Source organism: Nocardiopsis yanglingensis (assembly GCF_045809185.1).
In the GTDB taxonomy this organism is placed as follows: domain Bacteria; phylum Pseudomonadota; class Gammaproteobacteria; order Xanthomonadales; family Xanthomonadaceae; genus Stenotrophomonas; species Stenotrophomonas yanglingensis.
Genome location: NZ_JBJNRH010000010.1, coordinates 38505 through 61444, shown reverse-complemented (window position 1 = coordinate 61444; position 22940 = coordinate 38505). Strand labels below are relative to the sequence as shown.

The 22940-nt window shown below is 66.3% G+C and carries 17 protein-coding genes and 1 riboswitch; of the genes, 6 read left to right on the top strand and 11 right to left on the bottom strand.

From position 1 onward, the window contains the following. Window positions 1–114: 114 nt before the first annotated feature. On the bottom strand, window positions 115–1020 hold the full coding sequence (locus ACJ7C5_RS14140) for a LysR family transcriptional regulator (RefSeq protein WP_412704249.1): 906 nt from the start codon (window positions 1018–1020) through the stop codon (window positions 115–117). 117 nt (window positions 1021–1137) lie between these two features. Between ACJ7C5_RS14140 and ACJ7C5_RS14135 the strand changes: the two genes are divergently transcribed. Both ACJ7C5_RS14135 and ACJ7C5_RS14130 read left to right on the top strand, forming a co-directional pair. After that, complete coding sequence (locus ACJ7C5_RS14135; protein WP_412704248.1) at window positions 1138–1911, top strand: SDR family oxidoreductase; 774 nt, start codon at window positions 1138–1140, stop codon at window positions 1909–1911. A gap of 147 nt (window positions 1912–2058) precedes the next feature. Next, a complete protein-coding gene (locus ACJ7C5_RS14130; RefSeq protein ID WP_412704247.1) occupies window positions 2059–3060 on the top strand; it encodes a hypothetical protein in 1002 nt (333 codons plus the stop codon). 48 nt (window positions 3061–3108) lie between these two features. Here ACJ7C5_RS14130 and leuB read toward each other — a convergent pair whose 3' ends face one another. From leuB to ilvC, 9 genes are all read right to left on the bottom strand, one after another. Further along, window positions 3109–4170 (bottom strand): 3-isopropylmalate dehydrogenase, encoded by a 1062-nt coding sequence (gene leuB / locus ACJ7C5_RS14125; protein ID WP_412704246.1) that lies wholly within the window; start codon window positions 4168–4170, stop codon window positions 3109–3111. Then, a complete protein-coding gene (gene leuD, locus ACJ7C5_RS14120) occupies window positions 4160–4738 on the bottom strand; it encodes a 3-isopropylmalate dehydratase small subunit (RefSeq protein WP_125430798.1) in 579 nt (192 codons plus the stop codon). Before leuD ends, leuB begins: the two co-directional genes overlap by 11 nt. Further along, window positions 4738–6156 (bottom strand): 3-isopropylmalate dehydratase large subunit, encoded by a 1419-nt coding sequence (gene leuC / locus ACJ7C5_RS14115; RefSeq protein ID WP_088027040.1) that lies wholly within the window; start codon window positions 6154–6156, stop codon window positions 4738–4740. The genes leuD and leuC overlap by 1 nt, the downstream gene beginning before the upstream one ends. A 60-nt stretch (window positions 6157–6216) precedes the next feature. Further along, window positions 6217–6996 carry a class I SAM-dependent methyltransferase gene (locus ACJ7C5_RS14110; RefSeq protein ID WP_412704245.1) on the bottom strand — a complete coding sequence of 260 codons (780 nt, stop codon included), beginning with the start codon at window positions 6994–6996 and terminating at the stop codon, window positions 6217–6219. Between the two features lie 10 nt (window positions 6997–7006). Next, window positions 7007–8593, bottom strand: coding sequence for a 2-isopropylmalate synthase (locus ACJ7C5_RS14105; protein ID WP_412704244.1), 1587 nt, complete (start codon window positions 8591–8593; stop codon window positions 7007–7009). After that, window positions 8590–9681 carry a threonine dehydratase gene (locus ACJ7C5_RS14100; RefSeq protein ID WP_088027037.1) on the bottom strand — a complete coding sequence of 364 codons (1092 nt, stop codon included), beginning with the start codon at window positions 9679–9681 and terminating at the stop codon, window positions 8590–8592. Before ACJ7C5_RS14100 ends, ACJ7C5_RS14105 begins: the two co-directional genes overlap by 4 nt. A gap of 96 nt (window positions 9682–9777) precedes the next feature. Then, window positions 9778–10029, bottom strand: coding sequence for an ACT domain-containing protein (locus tag ACJ7C5_RS14095; RefSeq protein WP_125430810.1), 252 nt, complete (start codon window positions 10027–10029; stop codon window positions 9778–9780). Then, the gene (ilvG, locus tag ACJ7C5_RS14090) at window positions 10013–11749 is read right to left on the bottom strand and encodes an acetolactate synthase 2 catalytic subunit (protein WP_412704243.1); all 1737 of its coding nucleotides are present in this window, start codon (window positions 11747–11749) and stop codon (window positions 10013–10015) included. Before ilvG ends, ACJ7C5_RS14095 begins: the two co-directional genes overlap by 17 nt. A gap of 38 nt (window positions 11750–11787) precedes the next feature. Next, the gene (ilvC, locus tag ACJ7C5_RS14085) at window positions 11788–12762 is read right to left on the bottom strand and encodes a ketol-acid reductoisomerase (RefSeq protein WP_088027035.1); all 975 of its coding nucleotides are present in this window, start codon (window positions 12760–12762) and stop codon (window positions 11788–11790) included. Window positions 12763–13374: 612 nt separating this feature from the next. Between ilvC and ggt the strand changes: the two genes are divergently transcribed. After that, on the top strand, window positions 13375–15168 hold the full coding sequence (gene ggt / locus ACJ7C5_RS14080; RefSeq protein ID WP_412704242.1) for a gamma-glutamyltransferase: 1794 nt from the start codon (window positions 13375–13377) through the stop codon (window positions 15166–15168). A gap of 557 nt (window positions 15169–15725) precedes the next feature. Here ggt and ACJ7C5_RS14075 read toward each other — a convergent pair. Further along, on the bottom strand, window positions 15726–17303 hold the full coding sequence (locus ACJ7C5_RS14075; RefSeq protein ID WP_412704241.1) for a BCCT family transporter: 1578 nt from the start codon (window positions 17301–17303) through the stop codon (window positions 15726–15728). 245 nt (window positions 17304–17548) lie between these two features. Then, window positions 17549–17650: riboswitch (TPP riboswitch) on the top strand. A gap of 82 nt (window positions 17651–17732) precedes the next feature. Here ACJ7C5_RS14075 and thiC point away from each other — a divergent pair. The 3 genes from thiC (at window position 17733) to ACJ7C5_RS14060 (ending at window position 22929) form a co-directional block, all read left to right on the top strand. After that, complete coding sequence (thiC, locus tag ACJ7C5_RS14070; protein ID WP_094002182.1) at window positions 17733–19577, top strand: phosphomethylpyrimidine synthase ThiC; 1845 nt, start codon at window positions 17733–17735, stop codon at window positions 19575–19577. Between the two features lie 93 nt (window positions 19578–19670). Continuing rightward, a complete protein-coding gene (locus ACJ7C5_RS14065) occupies window positions 19671–20342 on the top strand; it encodes an ion channel (RefSeq protein WP_094002183.1) in 672 nt (223 codons plus the stop codon). Between the two features lie 259 nt (window positions 20343–20601). Further along, window positions 20602–22929: a winged helix-turn-helix domain-containing protein gene (locus ACJ7C5_RS14060; RefSeq protein ID WP_097049830.1), complete on the top strand. Its 2328-nt coding sequence runs from the start codon at window positions 20602–20604 to the stop codon at window positions 22927–22929. Window positions 22930–22940: the final 11 nt, after the last annotated feature.

Sequence of the window (22940 nt, the reverse complement as noted above, 5' to 3'; positions counted from 1 at the left end):
GCTCGCGGGACCTGCTTTCTGTAGAGCCGAGCCATGCTCGGCTGCTCTTCGCGCGATGATGGGATGAGTCGAGCATGGCTCGACTCTACAGAAGCATCCACGCATGGCGTGGATCTACTGCAGCTTCAGGCCGGTTCGTAGCAGTGGCACCAGCCATTCGATGAACACCTGCACGCGTTGCGCACGGTGTTGCCGGTGCGGTTGCAACAGCGTCACCGGCAAGGGCTGCGCCACGTACTGCGGCATTACCTCCACCAATGCGCCTGACTGCAGTTCGGCCTGCACGTCGTAGCGCGGAATCTGCAGCAGCCCCAGTCCGGCCACGCAGCACGCGATGGACGCCTCGGCGCTGTTCACCCGTACCCAGCCAGGCATCGGCAGCGTGCGCAGCTGGCCACCGTCCTGCCATTCCCACGGTTCCACCCGTGCCGTGGTCGGCGATGCATAGTTCACCGCGCGGTGCTGCTGCAGGTCGGCAGGATGCTGCGGCACACCGTGCTCGCGCAGGTAGGCCGGCGCGGCAACGTTGACGAAGTCGAGCTGGCCCAGTGTGCGCGCCACCAGGCTGGAGTCACCCAACTGACCGACCCGCAGGACCGCATCGCAACCGTCCTCGATCAGGTTCACCGCGCGGTCGGTCATGCCCAGGTCCACTTCCACCTGTGGATGGCGCGCGAAGAAGTCGGGCAGCGCCGGGGCAATGATGCGGCGGCCGATGCGGCTGGGCACGTCGATCTTCAGCAGGCCCACCGGCTGCGCGTCGTCCTGCCGGAACAGCGATTCGGCGTCTTCAACCTCTTCGATCAGGCGCAGGCAGCGGGCATGGAACACGTCCCCATCATGGGTGGTGGACACCCGACGGGTCGATCGCTGCAGCAGGCGGGTGCCGAGCCGCTGCTCCAGTTCGGCGATGGCCGCCGATACCGTGGAGCGGGGCAGGCCGAGCTGGTCGGCGGCGCGGGTGAAGCTGGCGCTCTCCACCACCCGGGTGAAGATACGGAAGCGGTCGATCCGGTCCATTGTTCGCTGGCTCTGGAAAGTTAAGTCAATGTGGCGGGCTTTATCCGCATTTTCTGCACGATATCGTCGTCAGGGCAGGGTTGCCACCCCGGGTAGCCCCCTCCTGAGACAAACGCCATGACCGACCATTCCCTCAAGGGCAAGACCGTGCTGATCGCCGGTGGCGCCAAGAACCTGGGCGGACTGATCGCCCGCGACTTTGCCAGCCAGGGCGCCAAGGCCATCGTCATCCACTACAACAGTGCCGCCACCCAGGCTGATGCGGAAGCAACGGTCGCCGCCGTACAGGCTGCTGGCAGCAAGGCGGTGGCGCTGCAGGGCGACCTGACTTCGGCCGCAGCGATGGAGCGCTTGTTCGCCGATGCCGTGGCTGCAGTCGGCCGGCCGGACATCGCCATCAATACCGTCGGCAAAGTGCTGAAGAAGCCGATGCTGGAGATCAGCGAAGCCGAGTACGACGAGATGAGCGCGGTCAATGCGAAGACCGCGTTCTTCTTCCTCAAGGAAGCCGGTCGAAACGTCAATGACGGCGGTCGCATCTGCACCCTGGTCACCTCGTTGCTGGGCGCGTTCACGCCGTTCTATTCCAGCTACGCCGGTACCAAGGCGCCGGTCGAGCACTTCACCCGTGCGGCGTCGAAGGAGTTCGGTGAGCGCGGCATCTCGGTGACGGCGATCGGCCCCGGTCCGATGGACACGCCGTTCTTCTATCCGGCCGAGAGTGCCGATGCGCAGGCGTACCACAAGACGGCTGCGGCACTGTCGCCTTTCACCCGTACCGGCCTGACCGACATCGCCGACATCGTGCCGTGGATCCGTTTCCTGGTCACCGATGGCTGGTGGATGACCGGGCAGACCATCCTGGTCAATGGCGGTTACACCACCAAGTAGAGACGAATCACGCGCGATTGGGGAGGACCTGAAGCGTCGCGCCATGCTCGACGCTTCATCCTGTAGGCCGTCCACGGGCACAATAGCCGGCTGTTCTGGGCCCGGAGTGCCAGCATGTTCCCTCGCACGTTCCAAGCTTTCACGTTGATGTTGATTGCCTCCAGCGGCGTTGCCGATGCAACGCCCGCAGGAACCGATGCCCAGCAGTTCCAGCAGAACCTGATCGCAGTGCTGGAATGCCGCGCGACACCTGCGGTGCGGCAGGCACTGGGCAGCCAGCTGCGGGTCGTCCGCTATGGCTCTGCAACGGAACGACCGGCGCACCTGCGTGGCTGGCGCTTCATCGCAGCCGATCACCCCGAGATCGAGAGCGCGGTCACGCGCATCGAACTGCCTGCGCCCATCACCGCCAACGGCATCACCACCCGCGAGCTGCTGGCTGACGACCTCGGTCTGGGCATGTTCCTCGATGCGGTGCAGCGTGAGCGGATTGTGGCTGAGGACGGCCTGCGGATGCGGACCAGCACGCTGCACGAGCCGTTCCGGGCCTGGTGGCAACCAGCGTCGGCCGTTGCTGCGGCGGCACAGGCCTGGCGGGTGATACGAAGCGAAGGCGCAGGCAACCGCCTGTCGTGTGATTACCTGGAGCGATATCAGAAACTGGACGACCAGCAGGCGGCCGACCGCCTGCGCGAGGACCTGGTAGCGGTTCTGGAGTGCCGCGCGGACGCGGCGGCCTGGCAGCGCTTTGGCGAATTCTGGACGCGTGTCAGCGCGCACAGCCCGCTTGGGTGGCCGGCGCAGGTACGCGCGCTGGACGCACCTGCATGCATGGCTCGCGAAGGCGGCTCCCGTTGTGAGCGGATAACGCTCGATGCGCCGATCACCGTGCATGGCCTGACCGTGTCGTCGGTGATGATCGAGCCCAGCTACGCGTCAGGCCATGTTGCAGCGGACCTGGGCATGGTGCCCGTCGACGATGCACTTCAGGCGGCGATTCCAGGTGCTAAGGCGGCCGGGGAAATCATCTGGACCTTGCCGGCATCACCTCTGCAGGAGCGGCCGCGCGAGCGCTTCGTGGTGCGCATCACCGATGGGCGCACACTGATGGGGTGTGCGACGTCCAAGGCGGTCCACAGAGGACGGTAGCCCTATGCGTGCGCGCCGGTGCCGGGCAATGCCCGGCACCGTCATGCATCAGCCCAGCTTCGCCAGCACCGCATCTGTCGCGGCGGCGGTACTCACCGCCTGGCCCTTGGCGGCCAGGTCGGCAGTGAACACACCATCATCCAGCACGGCGTGCACGGCGGCTTCCACCGCTGCGGCTTCTGCTTCCAGGCCCAGCGAATGGCGCAGCAGCATCGCCGCACTGAAGATCGTTGCGTACGGATTGGCGATGCCCTTGCCGGCGATATCCGGCGCCGAACCATGGATCGGCTCATAGATGCCAACTGCGCCCGGCTCACCCAGCGAGGCCGACGGCAGCAGGCCCAGCGAGCCGGCCAGCATCGAGGCTTCGTCGGTGAGGATGTCGCCGAACATGTTCTCGGTGACGATCACGTCGTACTCGCGCGGCTTGGCCAGCAGGTGCATCGCCATCGAATCAACCAGCTGGTGCTCCAGCGCTACATCCGGGAACTCCTCGCGGCCGATGCGCGCGGCCACGTCACGCCACAGGCGCGAGGTTTCCAGCACATTGGCCTTGTCTACAGAGGTGACCTTGCCGCGACGCTGCTGCGCCAGGCGGAAGGCACTGCGCAGCACGCGTTCGATCTCGGCCACGGTGTAGCGGCACAGGTCGCTGGCGCTGTCGGCGTCGCGGGTCTTGTCGCCGAAGTAAATGCCGCCGGTCAGTTCACGCACCACCACGAAGTCCACGCCCTGCAGCAGCTCGGCCTTGATCGGCGAGGCGTGCAGCGCGGCTTCATGGGTGCGCACCGGGCGCAGGTTGGCGTACAGGCCCAGCGCCTTGCGGATCGCAAGCAGGCCCTGTTCCGGACGCACCTTGGCGTTCGGATCGGACCACTTCGGGCCACCCACCGCGCCCAGCAGCACCGCGTTCGCGGCCTTGCAGGCTTCCAGGGTCGACGCCGGCAGTGGCTCGCCATGGCGATCGATGGCGACGCCACCGATGTCGTGCTCGCTGAAGGTGAAGGTGTGGTTGAAGCGTTCGGCGACCGCCTTCAGGACGGCAACCGCGGCGGCGGCCACTTCCGGGCCGATGCCATCACCGGGCAGGACAACAATTTCAGCGTGCATGCTCACTCTCGTAGCGTTCGATTTCAGGGACACGGCCCAACAGATACCCCAACTGGTCGACACCTTCCAGCAGGCAGGTCTGCGAGAAGCCATCCAGCGGGAAGGAATAGACGCGGCCGTCGGGGGTGCGCAGCTCGCGCGCGGCCACGTCGATGGTCAGCTCATCGTCTGGCCGCTGCATCAGCGCCTGCACGTCGGCCTCGTCCAGCACGATGGGCAGCAGGCCGTTCTTCAGCGCGTTGCCGCGGAAGATGTCGGCGATCTCGCTGCTGACGATGGCGCGCAGGCCCAGGTCGGTCAGTGCCCACGGCGCATGTTCGCGCGAGGAACCGCAGCCGAAGTTGCGGCCCGCCAGCAGGATGCTGCGGCCGGCGTTGTGCGGCTGGTTGAAGGCGAAGTCGGCCACGGGCGAACCGTCGGCCTGCCAGCGCCAGTCATTGAATGCGTTGCGGCCCAGGCCGGCGCGTTCGGTGGTGGACAGGAACCGTGCCGGAATGATCTGGTCGGTGTCGATGTTGGTCTGCGCCAGCACCACGCTGGACGAGGTCAGGGTACGGAAACCGGCCATCACGCCACCTCCTGTGCGAACAGTTCGCGGGTATCGGCAACGTGCCCGTTCACCGCGGCCCACGCCGCGCTCATCGGCGAGGCCAGCAGCGTGCGCGAACCGGGGCCCTGGCGGCCCTCGAAGTTGCGGTTGCTGGTGCTCACGGCCAACTGGCCGGGTGCGACCAGATCGCCGTTCATGGCAATGCACATCGAGCAGCCCGGCTCGCGCCACTCGGCACCGGCCGCGCGCACGATCTCGTGGATGCCCTCGGCCTCGGCCTCGCGCTTGACGATCTCCGAGCCCGGCACCACCAGCATGCGTACCCGCTCGGCGACGCGACGGCCGCGCAGCACCTGCGCCACTTCGCGCATGTCGCTCAGGCGGCCGTTGGTGCACGAACCGACGAACACCACGTCCACCGGTGTTCCGGCCAGCGCCTTGCCGGCCTGGAAATGCATGTAGTCCAGGCCCTTCTGTGCGGCGGCGTCGTTGGCCGCGGGAATTGGCGCATCCACCGCGATGGCGGTGCCCGGGTGGGTGCCCCAGGTCAGGGTCGGGCGGATGTCGGCAGCGTCGATGTGTACTTCGCTGTCGAAGCGCGCGCCCTCATCGCTGCGCAGCTGCTGCCAGCGCGTCACTGCAGCATCGAAATCGGCGCCCTTGGGCCCGCGCGGCGTAGCGGCGACGAAGTCGAAGGTGACCTGGTCGGGAGCGACCATGCCGGCGCGCGCGCCCGCTTCGATCGACATGTTGCACAGGGTCATGCGCTGTTCCATGTCCATCGCTTCGATGGTGCTGCCACGGAACTCGATGACATGGCCGGTACCACCGTTGACGCCGATCACGCCGATGATATGCAGGACCACGTCCTTGGCGCCGACGCCCGGCGCCAGCGGGCCGTCGACGGTGATCGCGAAGGTCTTCGCCTTGCGCTGCAGCAGGCATTGCGTAGCCAGCACGTGGCCGACTTCGCTGGTGCCGATGCCGAACGCCAGCGAACCGAACGCACCATGGGTGGAGGTGTGGCTGTCGCCACAGACGATGGTCATGCCGGGCTGGGTGAAGCCCTGTTCCGGCGCGATCACGTGGACGATGCCGCGGTTGTCCGAAGCCATGTCGAACAGTTCGATGCCGTGCTCGGCGCAGTTGCGTGCCAGCGTGGCGACCTGTGCCTCGGAGGCGGCGCTGGCGTAGGGCAGCGTTCCGTCGGCGGCGGCCGGCAGGGTCGGCGTGGAGTGGTCCATCGTCGCTTTGGTGCGGTCCGGCCTGCGCGGTGACAGGCCGCGTTCGCGCAGCTCGGTGAACGCCTGCGGCGAGGTTACCTCGTGGATCAGGTGCAGGTCGATGTACAGCACGGCGGGCGCGCTGTCGGATTCGGGAACCACCACGTGGGCGTCCCACAGTTTGTCGTACAGGGTGCGGGGTGCGGAAGTCATGCGTATGCCTGGCAGAAGTACGAAATAGCGAACATCAGAAAAGAATGCGGAACGGTCAAGTCAGCGACGGCGGGCGAGCACGCGCAGCCGCACGTAGTCGGCCAGCGGCTGGCCGGCGGCATTGCGCGGCAGCTCCGCCAGCAGCGCGGTTGCGGCCTCGCGCACGGTAGCGCGTGCCTCGGCCGGCAGGTCGTCCAGCAGCGGTGCGGCGAATACCCGCAGCCAGCCGGCCACGCCGGTCGGCAGTGCGGTCGGGCGCGGCGTGCACTCGATCAGTTGCACCTGGAAGCCATGCTGGCGCAGGCGGTCGGCATAGGCATCGGCAGTGGGGAAGTACCACTGGAAGGCACTGGCGCCGTGGCCGTGGGCTACGCGTGCAGCCTGTACCGCAGCAATGATCGTGGCCACGTTGCCATGGCCGCCGAATTCGGCGACGAAGCGGCCACCGGGACGCAGTGCGCGACGCACACCTTCCATCACCCGGTCGGGGTTGCCCATCCAATGCAGTGCCGCATTGCTGAACACCGCATCGAACTCGGCGTTGAAGGTCAGTGCGTGGCCATCCATCACCTGCGCATCGACGCCGCGCGCACGCGCGGCGATCACCAGTTCCGGCGAGGCATCCACACCGTGGATGTGCGCGCCGCTGAGCGCCAGCTCGGTGCTGAGCACACCATCGCCACAGCCCAGGTCGAGGATGCGTTCACCGGCGCGCGGGTCGAGCAGGCGCGATACCGCGCCGCCGAGCAGCGGCACGAAGCCGGCGTCGATTGCATAGTCCTGGGCGTTCCACTGCTGGCCAGCGGTGCTGGTCGGGGTGGGGGTGTCGAAGGCGCTCATGTCGGGTTCCTCAGGCGGTGGCAGGGGTGGCAACGTCGGTGCTGCTGTGGGCGGCAGCCTGACGCTGGCGCAGCAGGCGGTTGGCCACATCCAGCCATGCCAGCGCGGAGGCTTCGATGATGTCCTTGCTGGTGCCGGTGCCGTCGTACTCCACGCCCTCGTGGCGCACGCTCAGATTGGCTTCGCCGCGCGCATCGGCACCGATGCCGACGCTGTGCACGTGGTAGCTGTCCAGCATCAGCTGCACGCCGGTGGCAGCCGACAGCGCGCCGAACAGCGCATCGACCGGGCCGTCGCCCTGCGCGGTCTCGGCTACGCGGTTGCCGTCCGGGTCGGACAGTTCCACCAGCGCATTCGCGCGGCTGCCGACGTCGCTGATGGTCATCGACGCCAGTCGATAGCCCTGTGCATTGGAGCCGCCCTGCATCAGCGTCTGCAGGTCGGCATCGGTGACCACGCGCTGCTGCTCGCACAGGCCCTTGAACTGCTCGAACACCAGCTTCAGCTCGTCTTCGTCCAGCCAGAAGCCCAGCGCACGCAGGCGTGCTTCGACGGCAGCGCGGCCACTGTGGCGGCCCAGCACCATCTGCGAGTCTTCCCAGCCCACGTCTTCCGGACGCATGATTTCGTAGGTGCCGCGATGGCGCAGCATGCCGTGCTGGTGGATGCCTGATTCGTGGGCGAAGGCATTGGCACCGACGATGGCCTTGTTGCGCTGTACCGGCATGCCGACCAGGCGCTGCAGCAGCTGCGAGGTGCCGACGATGCGCGGGGTGTTGATGGAACTGTCCTGCTCGTAGAAGGCCTGGCGCACCTTCAGCACCATCGCGATCTCTTCCAGCGAGCAGTTGCCGGCGCGTTCGCCGATGCCGTTGATGGTGCACTCGACCTGGCGCGCGCCGCCTTCGATGGCGGCCAGCGAGTTGGCCACGGCCAGGCCCAGGTCGTTGTGGCAGTGCGCGCTGAAGATCACATTGGCGGCATTCGGCACGTCGGCGACGCCAGCGATGACCTGCTGGAACATCGCGCGGATCTCTTCCGGCGTGGTGAAGCCGACGGTGTCGGGCAGGTTGATGGTGGTGGCGCCGGCGGAGATCGCCGCGCGCGACACTTCGATCAGGTAGTCCAGCTCGGTGCGGGTGGCATCCTCGGCCGAGAACTCGACATCGTCGATGTACGAGCGGGCCAGCGATACATGCTTGCGTACCGACTCCAGCACCTGCTCGCGGGTCATCCGCAGCTTGTGCTCGCGGTGCAGCGGGCTGGTCGACAGGAACACGTGCAGGCGCGGGTTGGCCGCGGCTTCCAGGGCACGTGCCGAGGTTTCGATGTCCGCCTGCAGGCAGCGCGACAGCACCGCCAGGGTCAGGCTCGGGCGGCGCAGTTCGCGGCCGATCAGTGCCATCGCCTCGCGGTCGGACTGTGAGCTGGCCGGGAAGCCGGTCTCGATGATGTCCACGCCCAGTTCGTCCAGCGCACGCGCCATCACCAGTTTCTGCGGCGGGCTCATGCTGCAGCCGGGGGACTGCTCGCCGTCACGCAGGGTGGTGTCGAAGATGCGGATGCGTGGGGTGGTAATTCGTTCGATGGTGGTCACAGGGAAATCTCCTCGACAGCGGGCGTGACGGCTTGCAGGGGGGAAGGGGAAGAGGTGTGGGAAGCGGTGGCGCTGGCCTTGCTGGGCGAGCGCGGGGATTCGCTGCGTCGTCGCCGCGGTTTGCGTGGCGGGCGCGGACGGATGTCGGTGAGCAGGCCGGCCAGTACGCCGGCATCGATGTTGCCGCCGGAGACCACCGCGCATTTGCGGCGGCCGGCGACGCGGCGGCCGGCGGCCAATGCCAGTGCACCGGCGCCCTCGGCGATGATGTGTTCTTCCAGCGCCAGCCGCACCAGGGTCTCGCGCAGCTCGGCTTCGCGCACGATCACCACGTCGTCCAGCAGCGAGGTGCACAGGCGGCGGGTCAGGAAGCCGGGAATCTTCACCCGCACACCGTCGGCCAGCGAGGCAACGGGAGCGATCTCGCGCACGTCGCCACGGATCGCACGTGCCATCGAATCCACGCCCTCCACCTGCGCGCCGACCACGCGCACGCCCTGTGATTTCAGTGCCAGTGCAACGCCGGAGGCCAGCCCACCGCCGCCGATCGGCACGATCACCACGTCCGGCGCGTGCGCGGCCAGCTCGATGCCGACGGTGCCCTGGCCGGCGATCACATCGGCATCGTCGAACGCGGACAGGAAGCGGTAGCCATGGCGCTGTGCCAGTTCGACCGCGAAGGCGTAGGCCTCGTCATAGCTGGTGCCATGCTGGCGCACGGTGGCGCCCCAGTGAGCGACGCCGGCGATCTTGGTGGCCGGTGCGCCGTGTGGCATCACGGTGATGGCCGGCACGTCCAGGCGGTAGGCCGCCCACGCCACGCCCTGGGCATGGTTGCCGGCCGAAGCGCAGATCACTGGCCGGGTATCGCCGCGCTCGCGACCGGCCAGCAGCGCGTTCAACGCGCCGCGTACCTTGTAGGAGCCGGTGCGCTGCAGGTTCTCCAGCTTCAGCCAGGTGCCGAAGCGTTCGGCATGGTGCAGCGGCGTGGGCGGCAGGAAGCGGCGCAGGCGGGCCTGCGCTGCCAGAACGTCGGCGACGCTTACGTCGCCGACATCGCTTTCCTGGCTGGTGTCAGCGGCCGGCATGGGCCACCAGCGCGGTGCGGAAGACCGCCGCATGCGGGCACGGGCGACGAAGAAGACGCCTCCGTACCGGCACCGTGGTCGCTACGGTACGGGTGTTCATACGGATGCTCCTTCCACGGCGGTGACCTGCACGGACACGCAGTCGTAGATCTTCTCGATCTGCCGGCACAGCGTTTCCGCCGGGCGCTGGCCGTCCACCACCAGCTGCAGGTGCCAGCGGCCATCGTCGGCGGCCACCGGTGCGCCGTTGATCGCACGCGGCGCAAAACCGCGACGTTCGGCCATGCCGATCACGCGCAGCAGCGCGCCTTCGGCCGGGTGCAGCACCAGGTCAAGCCGGTATTGCATTGGGGGTCTCCTGGCGGGCGTGGGCGGGATTGCTTTCCAGCATCGTGCTGTTGGCGGTGTTCGGCGGCACCAGCGGCCACACGTTGGCGCGTGCATCGATGGCCACGTGCAACAGTGCCGGGCCCGGTTCGGCCAGCAGCGCGGCCAGGCCGCCTTCCACGTCGTCGCGGTTGTCGATGCGGGTGGCGGCGATGCCGAACACCTGCGCCAGTGCCACGAAGTCCGGGTTGTCGGACAGGTCGATCTCGCTGTATCGCTCGGCGAAGAACAGCTCCTGCCACTGCCGCACCATGCCCAGCGAACTGTTGTCCAGCAGCACGATCTTCACCGGCAGGCGGCAGCGCGCGATGGTGGCCAGCTCCTGCACGTTCATCATGAAGCTGCCGTCGCCGGACACCAGCACCACGGTGCGATCGGGGCAGGCAAACTGCGCACCCATCGCAGCCGGCAGGCCGAAGCCCATGGTGCCCAGCGCGCCACTGGTCAGGTGGTTGCGCGGGTGGTTGAAGCGGCAGTGCTGCGCCACCCACATCTGGTGCTGGCCGACATCGCAGGCGATCACTGCATCGGCCGGTGCCAGCTCGCTCAGGCGCTTCAGCAGCGCCGGGGCGTAGATGTGCTGGCCCGGCGCGTCGTAGCGTGCTGCGAAACGATCGCGATGCTGTGCACAGCGCTTGCGCCATGCGTCCTGGTGGGCCTTGGGGGAGGGGAAGGCCGCACGCAGGGCGCGGATGGCATGGCCGACATTGCCGGGCACGGCGACATCGGCGCTACGCAGCTTGGAGATCTCGTAGGCGTCGGCATCGATGTGGACGACACGGGCGAACGGTGCGAACTCGGCCAGCTTGCCGGTGGCACGGTCGTCGAAGCGTGCACCCAGCACCAGCAGCAGGTCGCTTTCCTGCACCGCCATGTTGGCCGCGCGGGTGCCGTGCATGCCCAGCATGCCCAGCGACTGCGGATGACTGGCCGGCAGTGCACCCAGGCCGCGCAGGGTCATCACGGTGGGGATGGCGCTGGCCTCGACGAAGTCACGCAGGTCCTGCACCGCATCACCCAGCGCGATGCCACCACCGGCGTAGACCACCGGCTTCTCCGCCGCCGCCAGTGCGGCGATGGCCTCGGCGATGGCGGCCTCGGCCGGCGCCGGCGGCGGTTCGACGCTGCTGGGCAAATGGGCCGGCAGATGGCTGGCATCGGCCAGCTGCACGTCCTTGGGCAGGTCGATCAGCACCGGGCCGGGACGGCCCTCGCGGGCGATGCGGAACGCATCGGCGACCACGCGCGGCAGGTCATCGACGCTGCGCACCAGCCAGCTGTGCTTGACGATCGGCATCGTCAGGCCGAACACATCCAGCTCCTGGAAGGCGTCGGTGCCCAGCAGCGGTGTGCCGACCTGGCCGGTGATGCAGACCATCGGGACCGAATCCAGCATCGCATCGGCAATGCCGGTGACCAGGTTCGAGGCGCCCGGGCCGGAGGTGGCCACGCAGACGCCGACCTGGTTGCTGGCGCGGGCGTAGCCGTTGGCGGCCAGCGCCGCGCCCTGCTCATGGCGTACCAGGATGTGCTTCAGCGACGAATCCACCAGCGCGTCGTAGAACGGCATGATGGTGCCACCGGGATAGCCGAACAGCGTACGGACGCCTTCGGCCTCCAGCGCCTGGGTCAGCCAGCGCGCGCCGTTGGGCGGCGGGCTGCGATGTGTCGAAGAGTTCATGGGGGAACCTTGCAAAGCGGGTGGGGGAGGTCGCGTGGTTACGCGGCCTGTCCTTGCAACCAGACCATCTTGGCGCGCAGTTCCTTGCCCACCTTTTCGATCGGGTGCTCCAGGTCGGCCTGCTTGAACCTGTTGTAGTTCGGCAGACCCGCTTCGTACTCGGCCACCCAGTTCTTGGTGAAGGTGCCGTCCTGGATGTCCTTCAGCACTTCCTTCATGCGTGCCTTGGTGCCGGCGTCGATCACGCGCGGGCCGCTGACGTAGTCGCCGTACTGCGCGGTCTCGGAGATGAATTCCAGCATGCGCGAGATGCCGCCTTCGTAGAACAGGTCCACGATCAGCTTCAGTTCGTGCAGTACTTCGTAGTAGGCGATCTCCGGCTGGTAGCCGGCTTCGACCAGGGTCTCGAAACCGGCCTGCACCAGCGCCGAGGCGCCGCCGCACAGCACCGCCTGCTCGCCGAACAGATCGGTCTCGGTTTCTTCCTTGAAGGTGGTCTGGATCAGGTTGGCGCGGGCGCCGCCGAGGCCGGCCGCATAGGCCAGGGCGTACTCGGCCGCCTTGCCGCTCTTGTCCTGGTAGACCGCCCAGATGCACGGCACGCCACGGCCGATTTCATACTCGCGACGCACCAGCGCGCCGGGGCCCTTGGGTGCGACCAGCACGACATCGAGGTCCTCGCGCGGCGTGATCATGTCGAAGTGCACGTTCAGGCCGTGCGCGAACAACAGCACCGCACCCTGTTTCATGTTCGCAGCCAGCACGTCGTCGTAGAGCTTCTTCTGCACCATGTCCGGGGTCAGCACGGCAACCAGGTCGGCATCCTTCACCGCGTCGGCCGGTGCTTTCACGGTGAAGCCATCGGCCTGTGCCTTGACCTCGGTCGGGCCGCCCGGGCGCAGGCCTACCACCACGTCGAAGCCGGATTCGCGCAGGTTCAGTGCGTGGGCGCGGCCTTGGCTGCCGTAGCCGATGACGGCGATCTTGGTCTGGGGCAGGTCGTTGGTGCTCATGGGGGAGGTTCCTTGCGGTGGGAAGAAAAAAGAACGGCCGGTCGTCGAGGTGACGTGCCGGCCGGTCAGGGGAAAGCGGTGGAGGAGGCGACGCGCATCGCACAGGCACAGCCACCACGAGGCGTCGTGGTGGTGTGGGTCCGGGTTTTGCGTTGGGCGTTGTGCATGGTGGTTGCGTCTGAAACCAGGTTCTGAAATGAAAAAACCCGCACCGGGGCGGGTGCGGGTTTTTGAAGAGTTCCGGTGTGTTTGTTGCTTACACGCTGGCTCGTCCCGCACCTGTTGGTTGGGTAATAAGTACGAGCACAAGAATCGAACGCAGCGAGGCGGCGCCGGTGTCGGCGGCTTCGATGTGGGTTCGCGGTGGCGTGTTGTGATGCAACATGTGATCGAGAGAAACACAGCCGTTTCGGCGATGTCAACCCTCGCGACGGATTTTTTATCGGTTTCCAGTGCATCCAGCGCAATCGCTTGCAGCACAAGGATGGTTGCCGCTGAAAGTGTTTCAGTGAACCCGAATTCACTCCTTTCAGGGCAGTTTTTGCGCGGAATCCGGTGGGTTTTCGCCTTGGTGGGTGCGGACCTTCCGCACCCACCCCAGGATCAACGTCCATGACCTCTGCCCGATACCGCATACAGGCCGCAGCGGCGAAGATCGAGGGACCACCCTTCCATCGGAACCCGACCGTGTCCCGACGCCTTGCCCGTTCCCTGCTGGCCGCCGCTGTACTGGCCGCTGTGCCCGCACTGTCTTCTGCTGCCGACCGCATCACCGGCCACACCTTTGCCACCCGTTCGGAGGTGATTGCCCCGCATGCGATGGCCGCCACCTCACAGCCGCTGGCCACCCAGATCGCGCTGGACGTGATGAAGGGCGGTGGCTCGGCGGTGGACGCGGCGATTGCCGCCAATGCCGCGCTTGGCCTGATGGAGCCGACCGGCAACGGCGTTGGCGGTGACCTGTTCGCCATCGTCTGGGACCCGAAGACGCAGAAGCTCTATGGCTACAACGGCTCGGGCCGCTCGCCGAAGTCGCTCACCCTGGCCGAGTTCCAGCGCCGTGGCCTGAAGGACATCCCGGCCACTGGCCCGCTGCCGGTGTCGGTACCTGGCGCGGTCGACGGCTGGTTCGCACTGCACGACCGCTTCGGTCGCAAGCCGATGGCGGACAACCTGGCGCCGGCCATCCGCTACGCCCGCGAGGGCCACCCGGTGGCCGAAGTGATCGCCTACTACTGGGACCGCTCGGTGCCCAAGCTGTCGCAGTACCCGGGCTTCAAGGAGCAGTTCACGATCAACGGCCACGCCCCGCGCAAGGGCGAGATGTGGAAGAACCCGAATCTGGCCAGCACGCTGCAGAAGATCGCCGACGGCGGACGCGACGCCTTCTACAAGGGCGACATCGCCCGCACCATCGGCGACTACTTCAAGGCCAACGGTGGCTACCTGAGCTATCAGGACATGGCCGACCACCACGGTGAGTGGGTCGAACCGGTCAGCAGCAACTATCGCGGCTACGACGTGTGGGAGCTGCCGCCGAACAGCCAGGGCATCGCCGCGCTGCAGATCCTCAATGTGCTGGAAGGCTACGATTTCTCGAAGATCCCGTTTGGTTCACCGGAGCATGTGCACCTGTTCGTTGAAGCGAAGAAGCTGGCCTTCGCCGACCGCGCGCGCTTCTACGCCGACATGGCGTTCCAGCCAGCGCCGGTGCAGAAGCTGATTTCCAAGGACTACGCCGCACAGCGCCGCGCGCTGATCTCGATGGACAAGGCGCTGAAGGAAGTGCAGCCGGGCACGCCGAAGCAGCTGGAGGAGGGCGACACGATCTACATGACCGTGGCCGACGCCGACGGCATGATGGTGTCGCTGATCCAGTCCAATTACCGCGGCATGGGCAGCGGCATGGCGCCGCCGGGGCTGGGCTTCATCCTGCAGGATCGTGGCGAGATGTTCGTGCTGCAGAAGAACCATCCCAACGGCTACGCGCCGGGCAAGCGCCCGTTTCAGACCATCATCCCGGCGTTCATCACCAAGGGCGGCAAGCCGTATGCCAGCTTCGGCGTGATGGGCGGCGCGATGCAGCCGCAGGGCCACGCGCAGATCGTGATGAACCTGGTGGACTTCGGCATGAACCTGCAGGAAGCCGGTGATGCACCGCGCATCCAGCATGAAGGCTCGACCGAACCGACGGGTCAGGCCACGGCGATGACCGATGGCGGCGAAGTGAATCTGGAAACCGGCTTCCCGTACGAAACGGTGCGTGCGTTGATGCGCAAGGGGCATCGCATCGTGTTCGCCGATGGTCCGTATGGCGGGTACCAGGCGATCATGCGTGATCCGGAATCCGGCGTTTACTACGGTGCGTCTGAGAGTCGAAAGGATGGGCAGGCGGCGGGGTATTGAGGTTTCCCGGCCACCGGGCTGAGCCCCCTCTGCGGTGGATTCCGTAAAGCTGGGTTTGGCCGGGCGGGTGGATTGTCTGGGGGCCGCTGCAAGTACGTCCATGTAAGCTCGGTCGCCGCATCCTTGCGGCTCCCGCCCCCAGCCAATCCACCCGCCCGGCCACGGACAGTTTCCTGTGGCTGCCACCGCAGGAAGAGAAAGAAGAAGATCAAAAGCAAAGGCAACAGCAACAGCAACAGCTGCGCGCTTTGGGTTGGGGTCGGATCCGTTTTCCGGAGGAAAACGAATCCGACCCCTTCTTGTTTTCCGATACACCTCATCCACGCATGGCGTGGAAAACCCACCGTCACACGGAAACTGTCGGAGGCGGGGAGGGGGCAGATGGCGGGACCGTCCACGGCATGGATGCCGTGGCCGAGCCTACAGGGACGTACTTGCGGCGTGTCCCGCCATCTGCCCCCTCCCCGCCAAGCAAGCAGCAACCGAGAGCTGTTCTGGCTTTTGAACTTGCTCTTGCTTGAAAGAAAAGCGGTGCAGCCGCAGGCTGCAAAACCCCCTCAATCCTGATCGTGCGCGCGCGCCGCCTCCGCCTGGGTCTCCTCCTGCGCCGCCATCTCCCGTGCGATCCACGCATCGATCATGTGCCGCTGGCGCTGCGCCTGCCGCCGCTCCCGCGTGTACTCCTGGTCCAGCACCCGGTACAGCGACACCATCACCAGCACCATCAGCAGCGCGAATGGCAACGCCGCAATCGTGATCATGCCCTGCAGTGCATCCAGGCCACCGGCCAGCAGCAACGCCGCTGCGATCAGCGCCACCGCGATGCCCCAGGCCAGCTTGCGCTTCAACGGCGGATCGCCTGCCTCGTCAGTGGACATGCTGGCCAGCACCAGCACCGCCGAATCGGCTGATGTCACGAAGAAGATCATCAGCAGCACCAGTGCGATGCAGGAAAGCAGCAAGGGTAGCGGCATGCTGTCAAACAGGGTGAACAGCACCGTTTCATAGCCGTTGCCCAGCGCCTGCACCAGGTCGGCGTGGCCGAAGATCTGCGCCCACAGCGCAGTGCCACCAAACACCGCGAACCAGAAGAAGCCCAGCACCGTGGGTGCCAGCACGACGCCGATGACGAACTCGCGGACGCTGCGCCCACGCGAGATGCGCGCGATGAACGAGCCGACGAACGGGGCCCAGGAAATCCACCACGCCCAGTAGAAGATGGTCCAGTCCGCTACCCATGTGCTGCCCGAGAACGGCGACATGCGCAGGCTCATCGTCACCAACTGGTTGAGGTACGACCCCAGTGTGGTGGTGAACGTATCGAAGATGAATCCGGTCGGGCCCAGCACCAGTACGGTGGCCGCAAGAAGCGCGGCCAGTGCAAGATTGAAGTTGGACAGCCACTTCACCCCGCGCTCGACACCGCTGGCGGTGGAGGCCATGTACAGCACGAACGCGATGGCGATGATGGTCAGCTGCAGTGGCACACCCGCGTGCAGGCCGAACACGCGTTCCATGCCGGCAGCGATCTGGATGGTGCCGAAGCCCAGCGTGGTGGCCACGCCAATGGCAGTGGCAACAACCGCGGCGATGTTGACCACGCGTCCGATCCAGCCGCGATGGTGCCGGCCGATGATCGGTTGCAGCATGTCACTGACCAGTCCACGGCCGTTGCGGTTGAACTGGAACCAGGCCATGGCCAGGCCGATCAGCGCATAGATGGCCCAGGGGTGCAGGCCCCAATGGAAGAACACGTAGCGCATGGCAGCACGCGCAGCGTCCATGCTTTCAGGTGCCAGCCCTTCCGGTGGCTTGCTGAAGTGCGAAATGGGCTCGGCAGCGCCCCAGAACACCAAGCCGATGCCCATGCCAGCGGCGAACAGCATCGACATCCAGCTGGCGCGCGAGAACTCGGGTTCGGCGTCTTCGCCACCGATGCGCAGGTTGCCGAAGCGGCCAAAGGCCAGGTACATCAGGAACACGAGCGCAAGGAACACGACCAGCAGGTACAGCCAGCCGATGCCGCGGATGAGTTCACCGAGGATGCTCTGCACCACGGTATTGAAGGGGCCGGGGGCAACACCGGCGAGCAGCACCAGCAGCAGAACCAGTGCAATGGAAACGCGAAACACCATGAAGGGGCTTCTCCGATCAAGGGATTGAGGGGAGCGAGCAGAGCTTGCTGCGAGGGGCCGGCGACATGCAGCACAGACCGGGCAGGGGCCGCGAAGGCGGCGAGGAAACACCGGCCGCAGCGGCATGATGCGCGTGCACGTTACTGAATGCGATGTCACGGTTCTGTTAATACAGAAACAGCAGATCCACGCCGTGCGTGGATGGAACCACCAGGAGCTGCAGTGCGTTCTATGCTCTAATGCACACCAAGAAGCGGGGGTACCGCGGCCATGTGGCCACGGTTGAGACAGTCCCTTGGAACCTGATCCGGCTCATACCGGCGTAGGGAAGCTTTGCAATGCAGCCAAGCCCGGGCTCCGCCCAAGGACCGTCCGGGAGCGGCAGCAGTGCGCCGCCGCTTCGTCCCTGACCTTCCTGGACGATGCCCGATGAACGCACAGCTCTCCGCCCTGCAGCAACAGGCCCAGCAACTCTCCGAATCCGTGACCCGGCCGATCCCCGGTTCGCGCAAGATCCACGTGCCCGGTTCACGCCCGGATCTTCAGGTGCCGATGCGCGAGATCGCGCTGACCCGCACGCCGACGCTGTTCGGCGGTGAAGAGAATGCACCGGTCACGGTCTATGACACGTCGGGCCCGTATACCGATCCGGACGTGCGTATCGATCTGTCCGTCGGCCTGCCGACGCTGCGTCGTGGTTGGGTGGAGGAACGCGGTGATACCGAGCAGCTTGAAGGACTGAGTTCTTCGTTCGGCCGCGACCGTGAGCATGACCCGAAGCTTGATGCCGTACGCTTCCCCGCGCGCAGCCTGCCACGCCGTGCACGCGCAGGCGCGAACGTCACCCAGATGCACTACGCGCGCCGCGGCATCATCACGCCGGAGATGGAGTTCGTCGCCATCCGCGAAAACCAGCGGCTGGACGCGATCCGCGATGCCGGCCTGCTGCAGCAGCACCCAGGCGAAGCGTTCGGTGCATCGATCCAGAAGATCATCACACCCGAGTTCGTGCGCGATGAGATCGCCCGTGGCCGCGCGGTGCTGCCCAACAACATCAATCACCCGGAAAGCGAGCCGATGATCATCGGCCGCAACTTCCTGACCAAGATCAACGCCAATATCGGCAACAGCGCCGTGTCCTCCGGCATTGCCGAGGAAGTGGAGAAGCTGGTGTGGGCGATCCGCTGGGGCGGTGACACGGTGATGGACCTGTCCACCGGCAAGCACATCCATGAGACCCGCGAGTGGATCATCCGCAACTCGCCGGTGGCGATCGGTACCGTGCCGATCTACCAGGCGCTGGAAAAGGTCGATGGCCGTGCCGAAGCGCTCACCTGGGAGATCTTCCGCGACACGCTGATCGAGCAGGCCGAGCAGGGCGTGGACTACTTCACCATCCACGCCGGCGTGCTGCTGCGCTATGTGCCGCTCACCGCCAAGCGCGTGACCGGCATCGTCAGCCGCGGCGGTTCGATCATGGCCAAGTGGTGCCTGGCGCACCACAAGGAGAACTTCCTCTACACGCATTTCGAAGACATCTGCGAGATCATGAAGGCCTACGACGTGACCTTCTCGCTGGGGGATGGCCTGCGCCCGGGCTGCATCGCCGATGCCAACGACGCCGCGCAGTTCGGCGAGCTGGAAACGCTGGGCGAGCTGACGAAGATTGCCTGGAAGCATGACGTGCAGACCATGATCGAAGGCCCCGGCCACGTGCCGATGCAGCTGATCAAGGAGAACATGGACAAGCAGCTGCGTGAGTGTGGCGAAGCGCCGTTCTATACGCTGGGGCCGCTGACCACCGATATCGCACCGGGCTACGACCACATCACCAGCGCGATCGGTGCGGCAATGATCGGTTGGTTCGGTACGGCCATGCTCTGCTACGTGACGCCGAAGGAGCATCTCGGCCTGCCCAACCGCCAGGACGTGCGCGACGGCATCATGGCCTACCGCATCGCCGCGCATGCGGCCGACCTGGCCAAGGGGCATCCCGGTGCGCAGGTGCGCGACAACGCGCTGAGCAAGGCGCGCTTCGAGTTCCGCTGGGAAGACCAGTTCCACCTTGGCCTGGATCCGGAGAAGGCCAAGGAGTTCCATGACGAGACCCTGCCGAAGGATGCGCACAAGCTGGCGCATTTCTGCTCGATGTGCGGCCCGCACTTCTGTTCGATGAAGATCACCCAGGACGTGCGCGACTACGCCGAGGCCGGCATGAAGGAGAAGTCGAAGGAGTTCCGCGCCGCCGGCGCCGAAGTCTACCGCCAGGGGTGACCTGGAGCGGGCAGTGCCGGCCACCGGCCGGCACTACCGTTCATCACGCCGCGCCCGGCTATCCTCCGCGCATCGCCCAGGGGAAAGGACGCCATGCCCATTGCCATGACCACCCGCTGGCTGGCCATCGCCCGCCGCCATCCTTCGGCCTGGTTGTTGGCCGCCCAGTTGATCGCGGTGCTGCTGTATCCCGCACTCGATGACACCGCCGGTGGCCGGGCGGCGCTGGGCATGTTCGGCATGGCGGTACTCGGCCTGGCGCTGTGGGTGGTCCAGCGCAGTCCGCTGGGCACGTGGCTGGCGTTGCTGCTGGCCATTCCCTCGGTGGTGTTCTCGCTGGCCGGCGCGCTGTTGGACCGCACCGGCCTGATCACCACGGCGCAGCTGCTGGAGAGCCTGCTGTACTTCTATACGGCCGGGGCGTTGATCGCCTACATGCTGCAGGACCATAAAGTCACCCGGGACGAACTGTTCGCTGCGGGAGCGACCTTCACCTTGCTGGCCTGGGCCTTCGCATTTGCGTTCGCCGTGTGCCAGCAGTGGTACCCGGGCAGTTTCCACGGCACCGGGGGTGGCGATCAGCGCAGCTGGATGGAGTTGCTTTATCTGAGCTTCAGCTTGCTGTCCGGGGTGGGATTAAGCGATGTCGTACCGCTGCACCCGCAAGCGCGGGCTTTGGTAATGCTGGAGCAGTTCGCAGGCGTGATGTACGTCGCGCTTGTGGTGTCGCGGCTGGTCGGATTGACGATGCTGCGACGCATGTGAAAATGAACGCCAGATAAAAATATCGCGCCCAGAAGGGCGCGAATAGTGAAGCAGATTATGTGAATGCGTCGGCGAGAGAGAGCCTGAGTGTCGACCCCGTCATAGGCGGGGTAACCGGCTTAGGCTAATATCCGTATGCGTAATTGTTTTTGCGGTATGCGCCGATGCTTTGTGCGGAATCTGGCTTTTTGTTGTCCCCGCAGGGGGACGGTATCGCTGGTGAAACCTGCCCAGGCCCGTCCCTACTGTATATCGGAAAATGAACAGCAGCGAAATCCAGCCGCCCGACGCTGACCGTATCCAGGTTGGCGAATGCGTCGTCACCTTGTCCTCGCGAGAGGTCGAGGTTGCGGGTGCGCGTCGTCCACGCCGGCTCACGCCAAAGGCACTGGGTGTACTGCGGGTGTTGCTGCGGCAGCCGGGGCGGGTGGTGACCCGCGAGGAGCTGTTTGCCGAGGTGTGGCCCGACACGCTGCCCACCAACGACGTGCTGACCCAGGCGGTCACCCAGCTGCGCAAGGCGTTTGCCAACGACGAAGACAACGGGCAGGCCTACATCGAGACCATCGCCAAGAGCGGCTACCGCCTGTTGGTGCCGGTGCAGGTGCTGGACACGCCCGAGCCTGTCGTGGACACCGTCGAGTTGGCCGATCCGTCCTTGCCATTGGCAGGCGCCGTAGTTGCGGCCCCGGCCGGTGCTGCGTCGCCGGTGCCGGGTCTGCGCAGGACATGGCGGCAGGTGCGGCGCCAGATATTGCTGGCCACCGGCATCTTGATGCTCGTGACGGTGATCGTGCTGACGATGCTGTTGCTGCGGCGCGCTCCGGCGGCAAGTTCACCGGTCGACGAGGCTGTCGAGAACGGTGTCCGTGTGATCGGCAGCCCGCAGCGGCCGTACCGGCTGATCACCGCGACCAGTGGGTTCGAGACATATCCAACGCTTTCGCCGGATGGCTCACAGGTTGCCTACGAAGGTGCCAATGAGGACGGCAACGGCGGCGGAGCGATCAAGGTGCAAACGTCCGGCAATGCGCCCGCCCGCCAGTTGTTGGCGCCCCCGGCCGGAGCCAGTGATCGTTTCCCGAGCTGGTCGCCGGATGGGCGCGAGATCGCATTTGCGCGGTTCAGTGCCGATGGCGGCTGCCAGGTGCTGATTGCCAGTGCCACGGGCGGCGCCCTGCGCCAGGCCACGCGCTGTGATGGCACCGAACTGCTCAGCTTCGACTGGACCCCGGACGGCCGTGGACTGGTGTTTGGCAGCATGGTCGGGCGCTACGCGCATCGCGGCATCCGCGTGCTCGACCTGGCCAGTGGCCAATGGCGCGACCTGGACTACAGCGTCGATGCCGATGACTTCGACTATGCGCCGCGTTATTCGCCCGACGGCAAGTGGCTGGTGTTCGTGCGCAATCCACAGATGGGTGATCTGTGGCGGATGCCCGCCAGTGGCGGTACTCCGGAGCAGCTGACCAACGAGGCGGCGGAACAGCGGGGCTGGGCCTGGCTGGAGGATGGCCGCACCATCGTATTCGGCCGTCGCGTCGACAGCGAAGTGCGCCTGTATTACCTCGACGTTGAGCGCCGTACGCTGCGCGACGCGGGCCTGGACGATGCGCAGTGGCCCGCGGTCTCGCGGCATGGCGGTGTATTGGCGTTCGTTCACCGGCGTGCACAGTTCGGCGTATTCAAGGTGCCCACCGAGGGAGGCCACGCGGAGCGCCTGTTTGCCTCCAGTGGCCGTGACGGCCAGCCGATGGCCGCGCCGGATGGTCGGCAGCTGGTTTTCACCTCCGACCGTTCCGGCAGTTTCGCCCTGTGGTGGGCGGACATGCAGCGGCCGGATTCGCTGCGGCCGATCGAAGGCCTGCGGCCGGAGGGACGGCAGGCACCGGACTGGTCCGCCGACAGCCGCCACCTGCTGGTGGTGGGGCGTGATGAACACGGGCGCACGGTGGTCTATGAGATCTCACCACGCGATGAGCGCCTGCAGCCGTTGCCGGTGCCCGCGGAACAACCGTTGCAGGCGTTGTACGCGGCAACCGAGAACCAGCTGCTGGTGGTCGAGCGCGACGCCGACCAGCGCACCCGCTTGAGCCTGTTTGATCGCAGCACACAACCGTGGCGTCGGTTGGCCAGCATCGATGGGGTGTCGCAGGCGCGTTTCGATCGCGGCAGCGGACGCGTCCTGTTCACGCGCCTTGCCGCTGGCGGGCTGTGGTCGGTCGATCCTGCATTGTCGTCGGCCAGCGTGCGCCAGATCAGTGAGGACCGGCCGAGCCGCTGGCGCTATCGCACCTGGACCGTGGCCGGCAGCGGTGGCGTCGGCTATCTCGGAACCTCCACCCAGTGCGGCACGACCCTGGTCAGGATCGAGGCGGGAACCGAGACGCCGGAGCGCTGCCTCGACCCGCAGCGGCTCAGTGCAGGCAATGGAATCAGTGCCAGCGCCGATGGGCGCGACCTCTATGTGGCCCTGGCGGTCAGTGACGGTGCAGACATTGGCGTCATGCGTCTGCCCGAGCAAGCCCCGACGCTGTTTCCGGCGTTCTCCAGAGTATTGATTCTCAAGAAGAATTTTTCTTCGTAATTCTTTCGTGT

Coding starts and splice junctions, on each gene's coding strand:
- leuD (WP_125430798.1), bottom strand. CDS start 4,738: ATGGCCGGTTTCCGTACCCTGACCTCGTCCAGCGTGGTGCTGGCGCAG.
- leuC (WP_088027040.1), bottom strand. CDS start 6,156: ATGACTTCCGCACCCCGCACCCTGTACGACAAACTGTGGGACGCCCAC.
- ACJ7C5_RS14135 (WP_412704248.1), top strand. CDS start 1,138: ATGACCGACCATTCCCTCAAGGGCAAGACCGTGCTGATCGCCGGTGGC.
- ACJ7C5_RS14110 (WP_412704245.1), bottom strand. CDS start 6,996: ATGAGCGCCTTCGACACCCCCACCCCGACCAGCACCGCTGGCCAGCAG.
- ACJ7C5_RS14095 (WP_125430810.1), bottom strand. CDS start 10,029: ATGCAATACCGGCTTGACCTGGTGCTGCACCCGGCCGAAGGCGCGCTG.
- ACJ7C5_RS14130 (WP_412704247.1), top strand. CDS start 2,059: ATGTTGATTGCCTCCAGCGGCGTTGCCGATGCAACGCCCGCAGGAACC.
- ACJ7C5_RS14140 (WP_412704249.1), bottom strand. CDS start 1,020: ATGGACCGGATCGACCGCTTCCGTATCTTCACCCGGGTGGTGGAGAGC.
- ACJ7C5_RS14065 (WP_094002183.1), top strand. CDS start 19,671: ATGCCCATTGCCATGACCACCCGCTGGCTGGCCATCGCCCGCCGCCAT.
- ACJ7C5_RS14075 (WP_412704241.1), bottom strand. CDS start 17,303: ATGGTGTTTCGCGTTTCCATTGCACTGGTTCTGCTGCTGGTGCTGCTC.
- ggt (WP_412704242.1), top strand. CDS start 13,375: ATGACCTCTGCCCGATACCGCATACAGGCCGCAGCGGCGAAGATCGAG.
- thiC (WP_094002182.1), top strand. CDS start 17,733: ATGAACGCACAGCTCTCCGCCCTGCAGCAACAGGCCCAGCAACTCTCC.
- ACJ7C5_RS14100 (WP_088027037.1), bottom strand. CDS start 9,681: ATGCCGGCCGCTGACACCAGCCAGGAAAGCGATGTCGGCGACGTAAGC.
- ilvC (WP_088027035.1), bottom strand. CDS start 12,762: ATGAGCACCAACGACCTGCCCCAGACCAAGATCGCCGTCATCGGCTAC.
- ACJ7C5_RS14060 (WP_097049830.1), top strand. CDS start 20,602: ATGAACAGCAGCGAAATCCAGCCGCCCGACGCTGACCGTATCCAGGTT.
- leuB (WP_412704246.1), bottom strand. CDS start 4,170: ATGCACGCTGAAATTGTTGTCCTGCCCGGTGATGGCATCGGCCCGGAA.
- ilvG (WP_412704243.1), bottom strand. CDS start 11,749: ATGAACTCTTCGACACATCGCAGCCCGCCGCCCAACGGCGCGCGCTGG.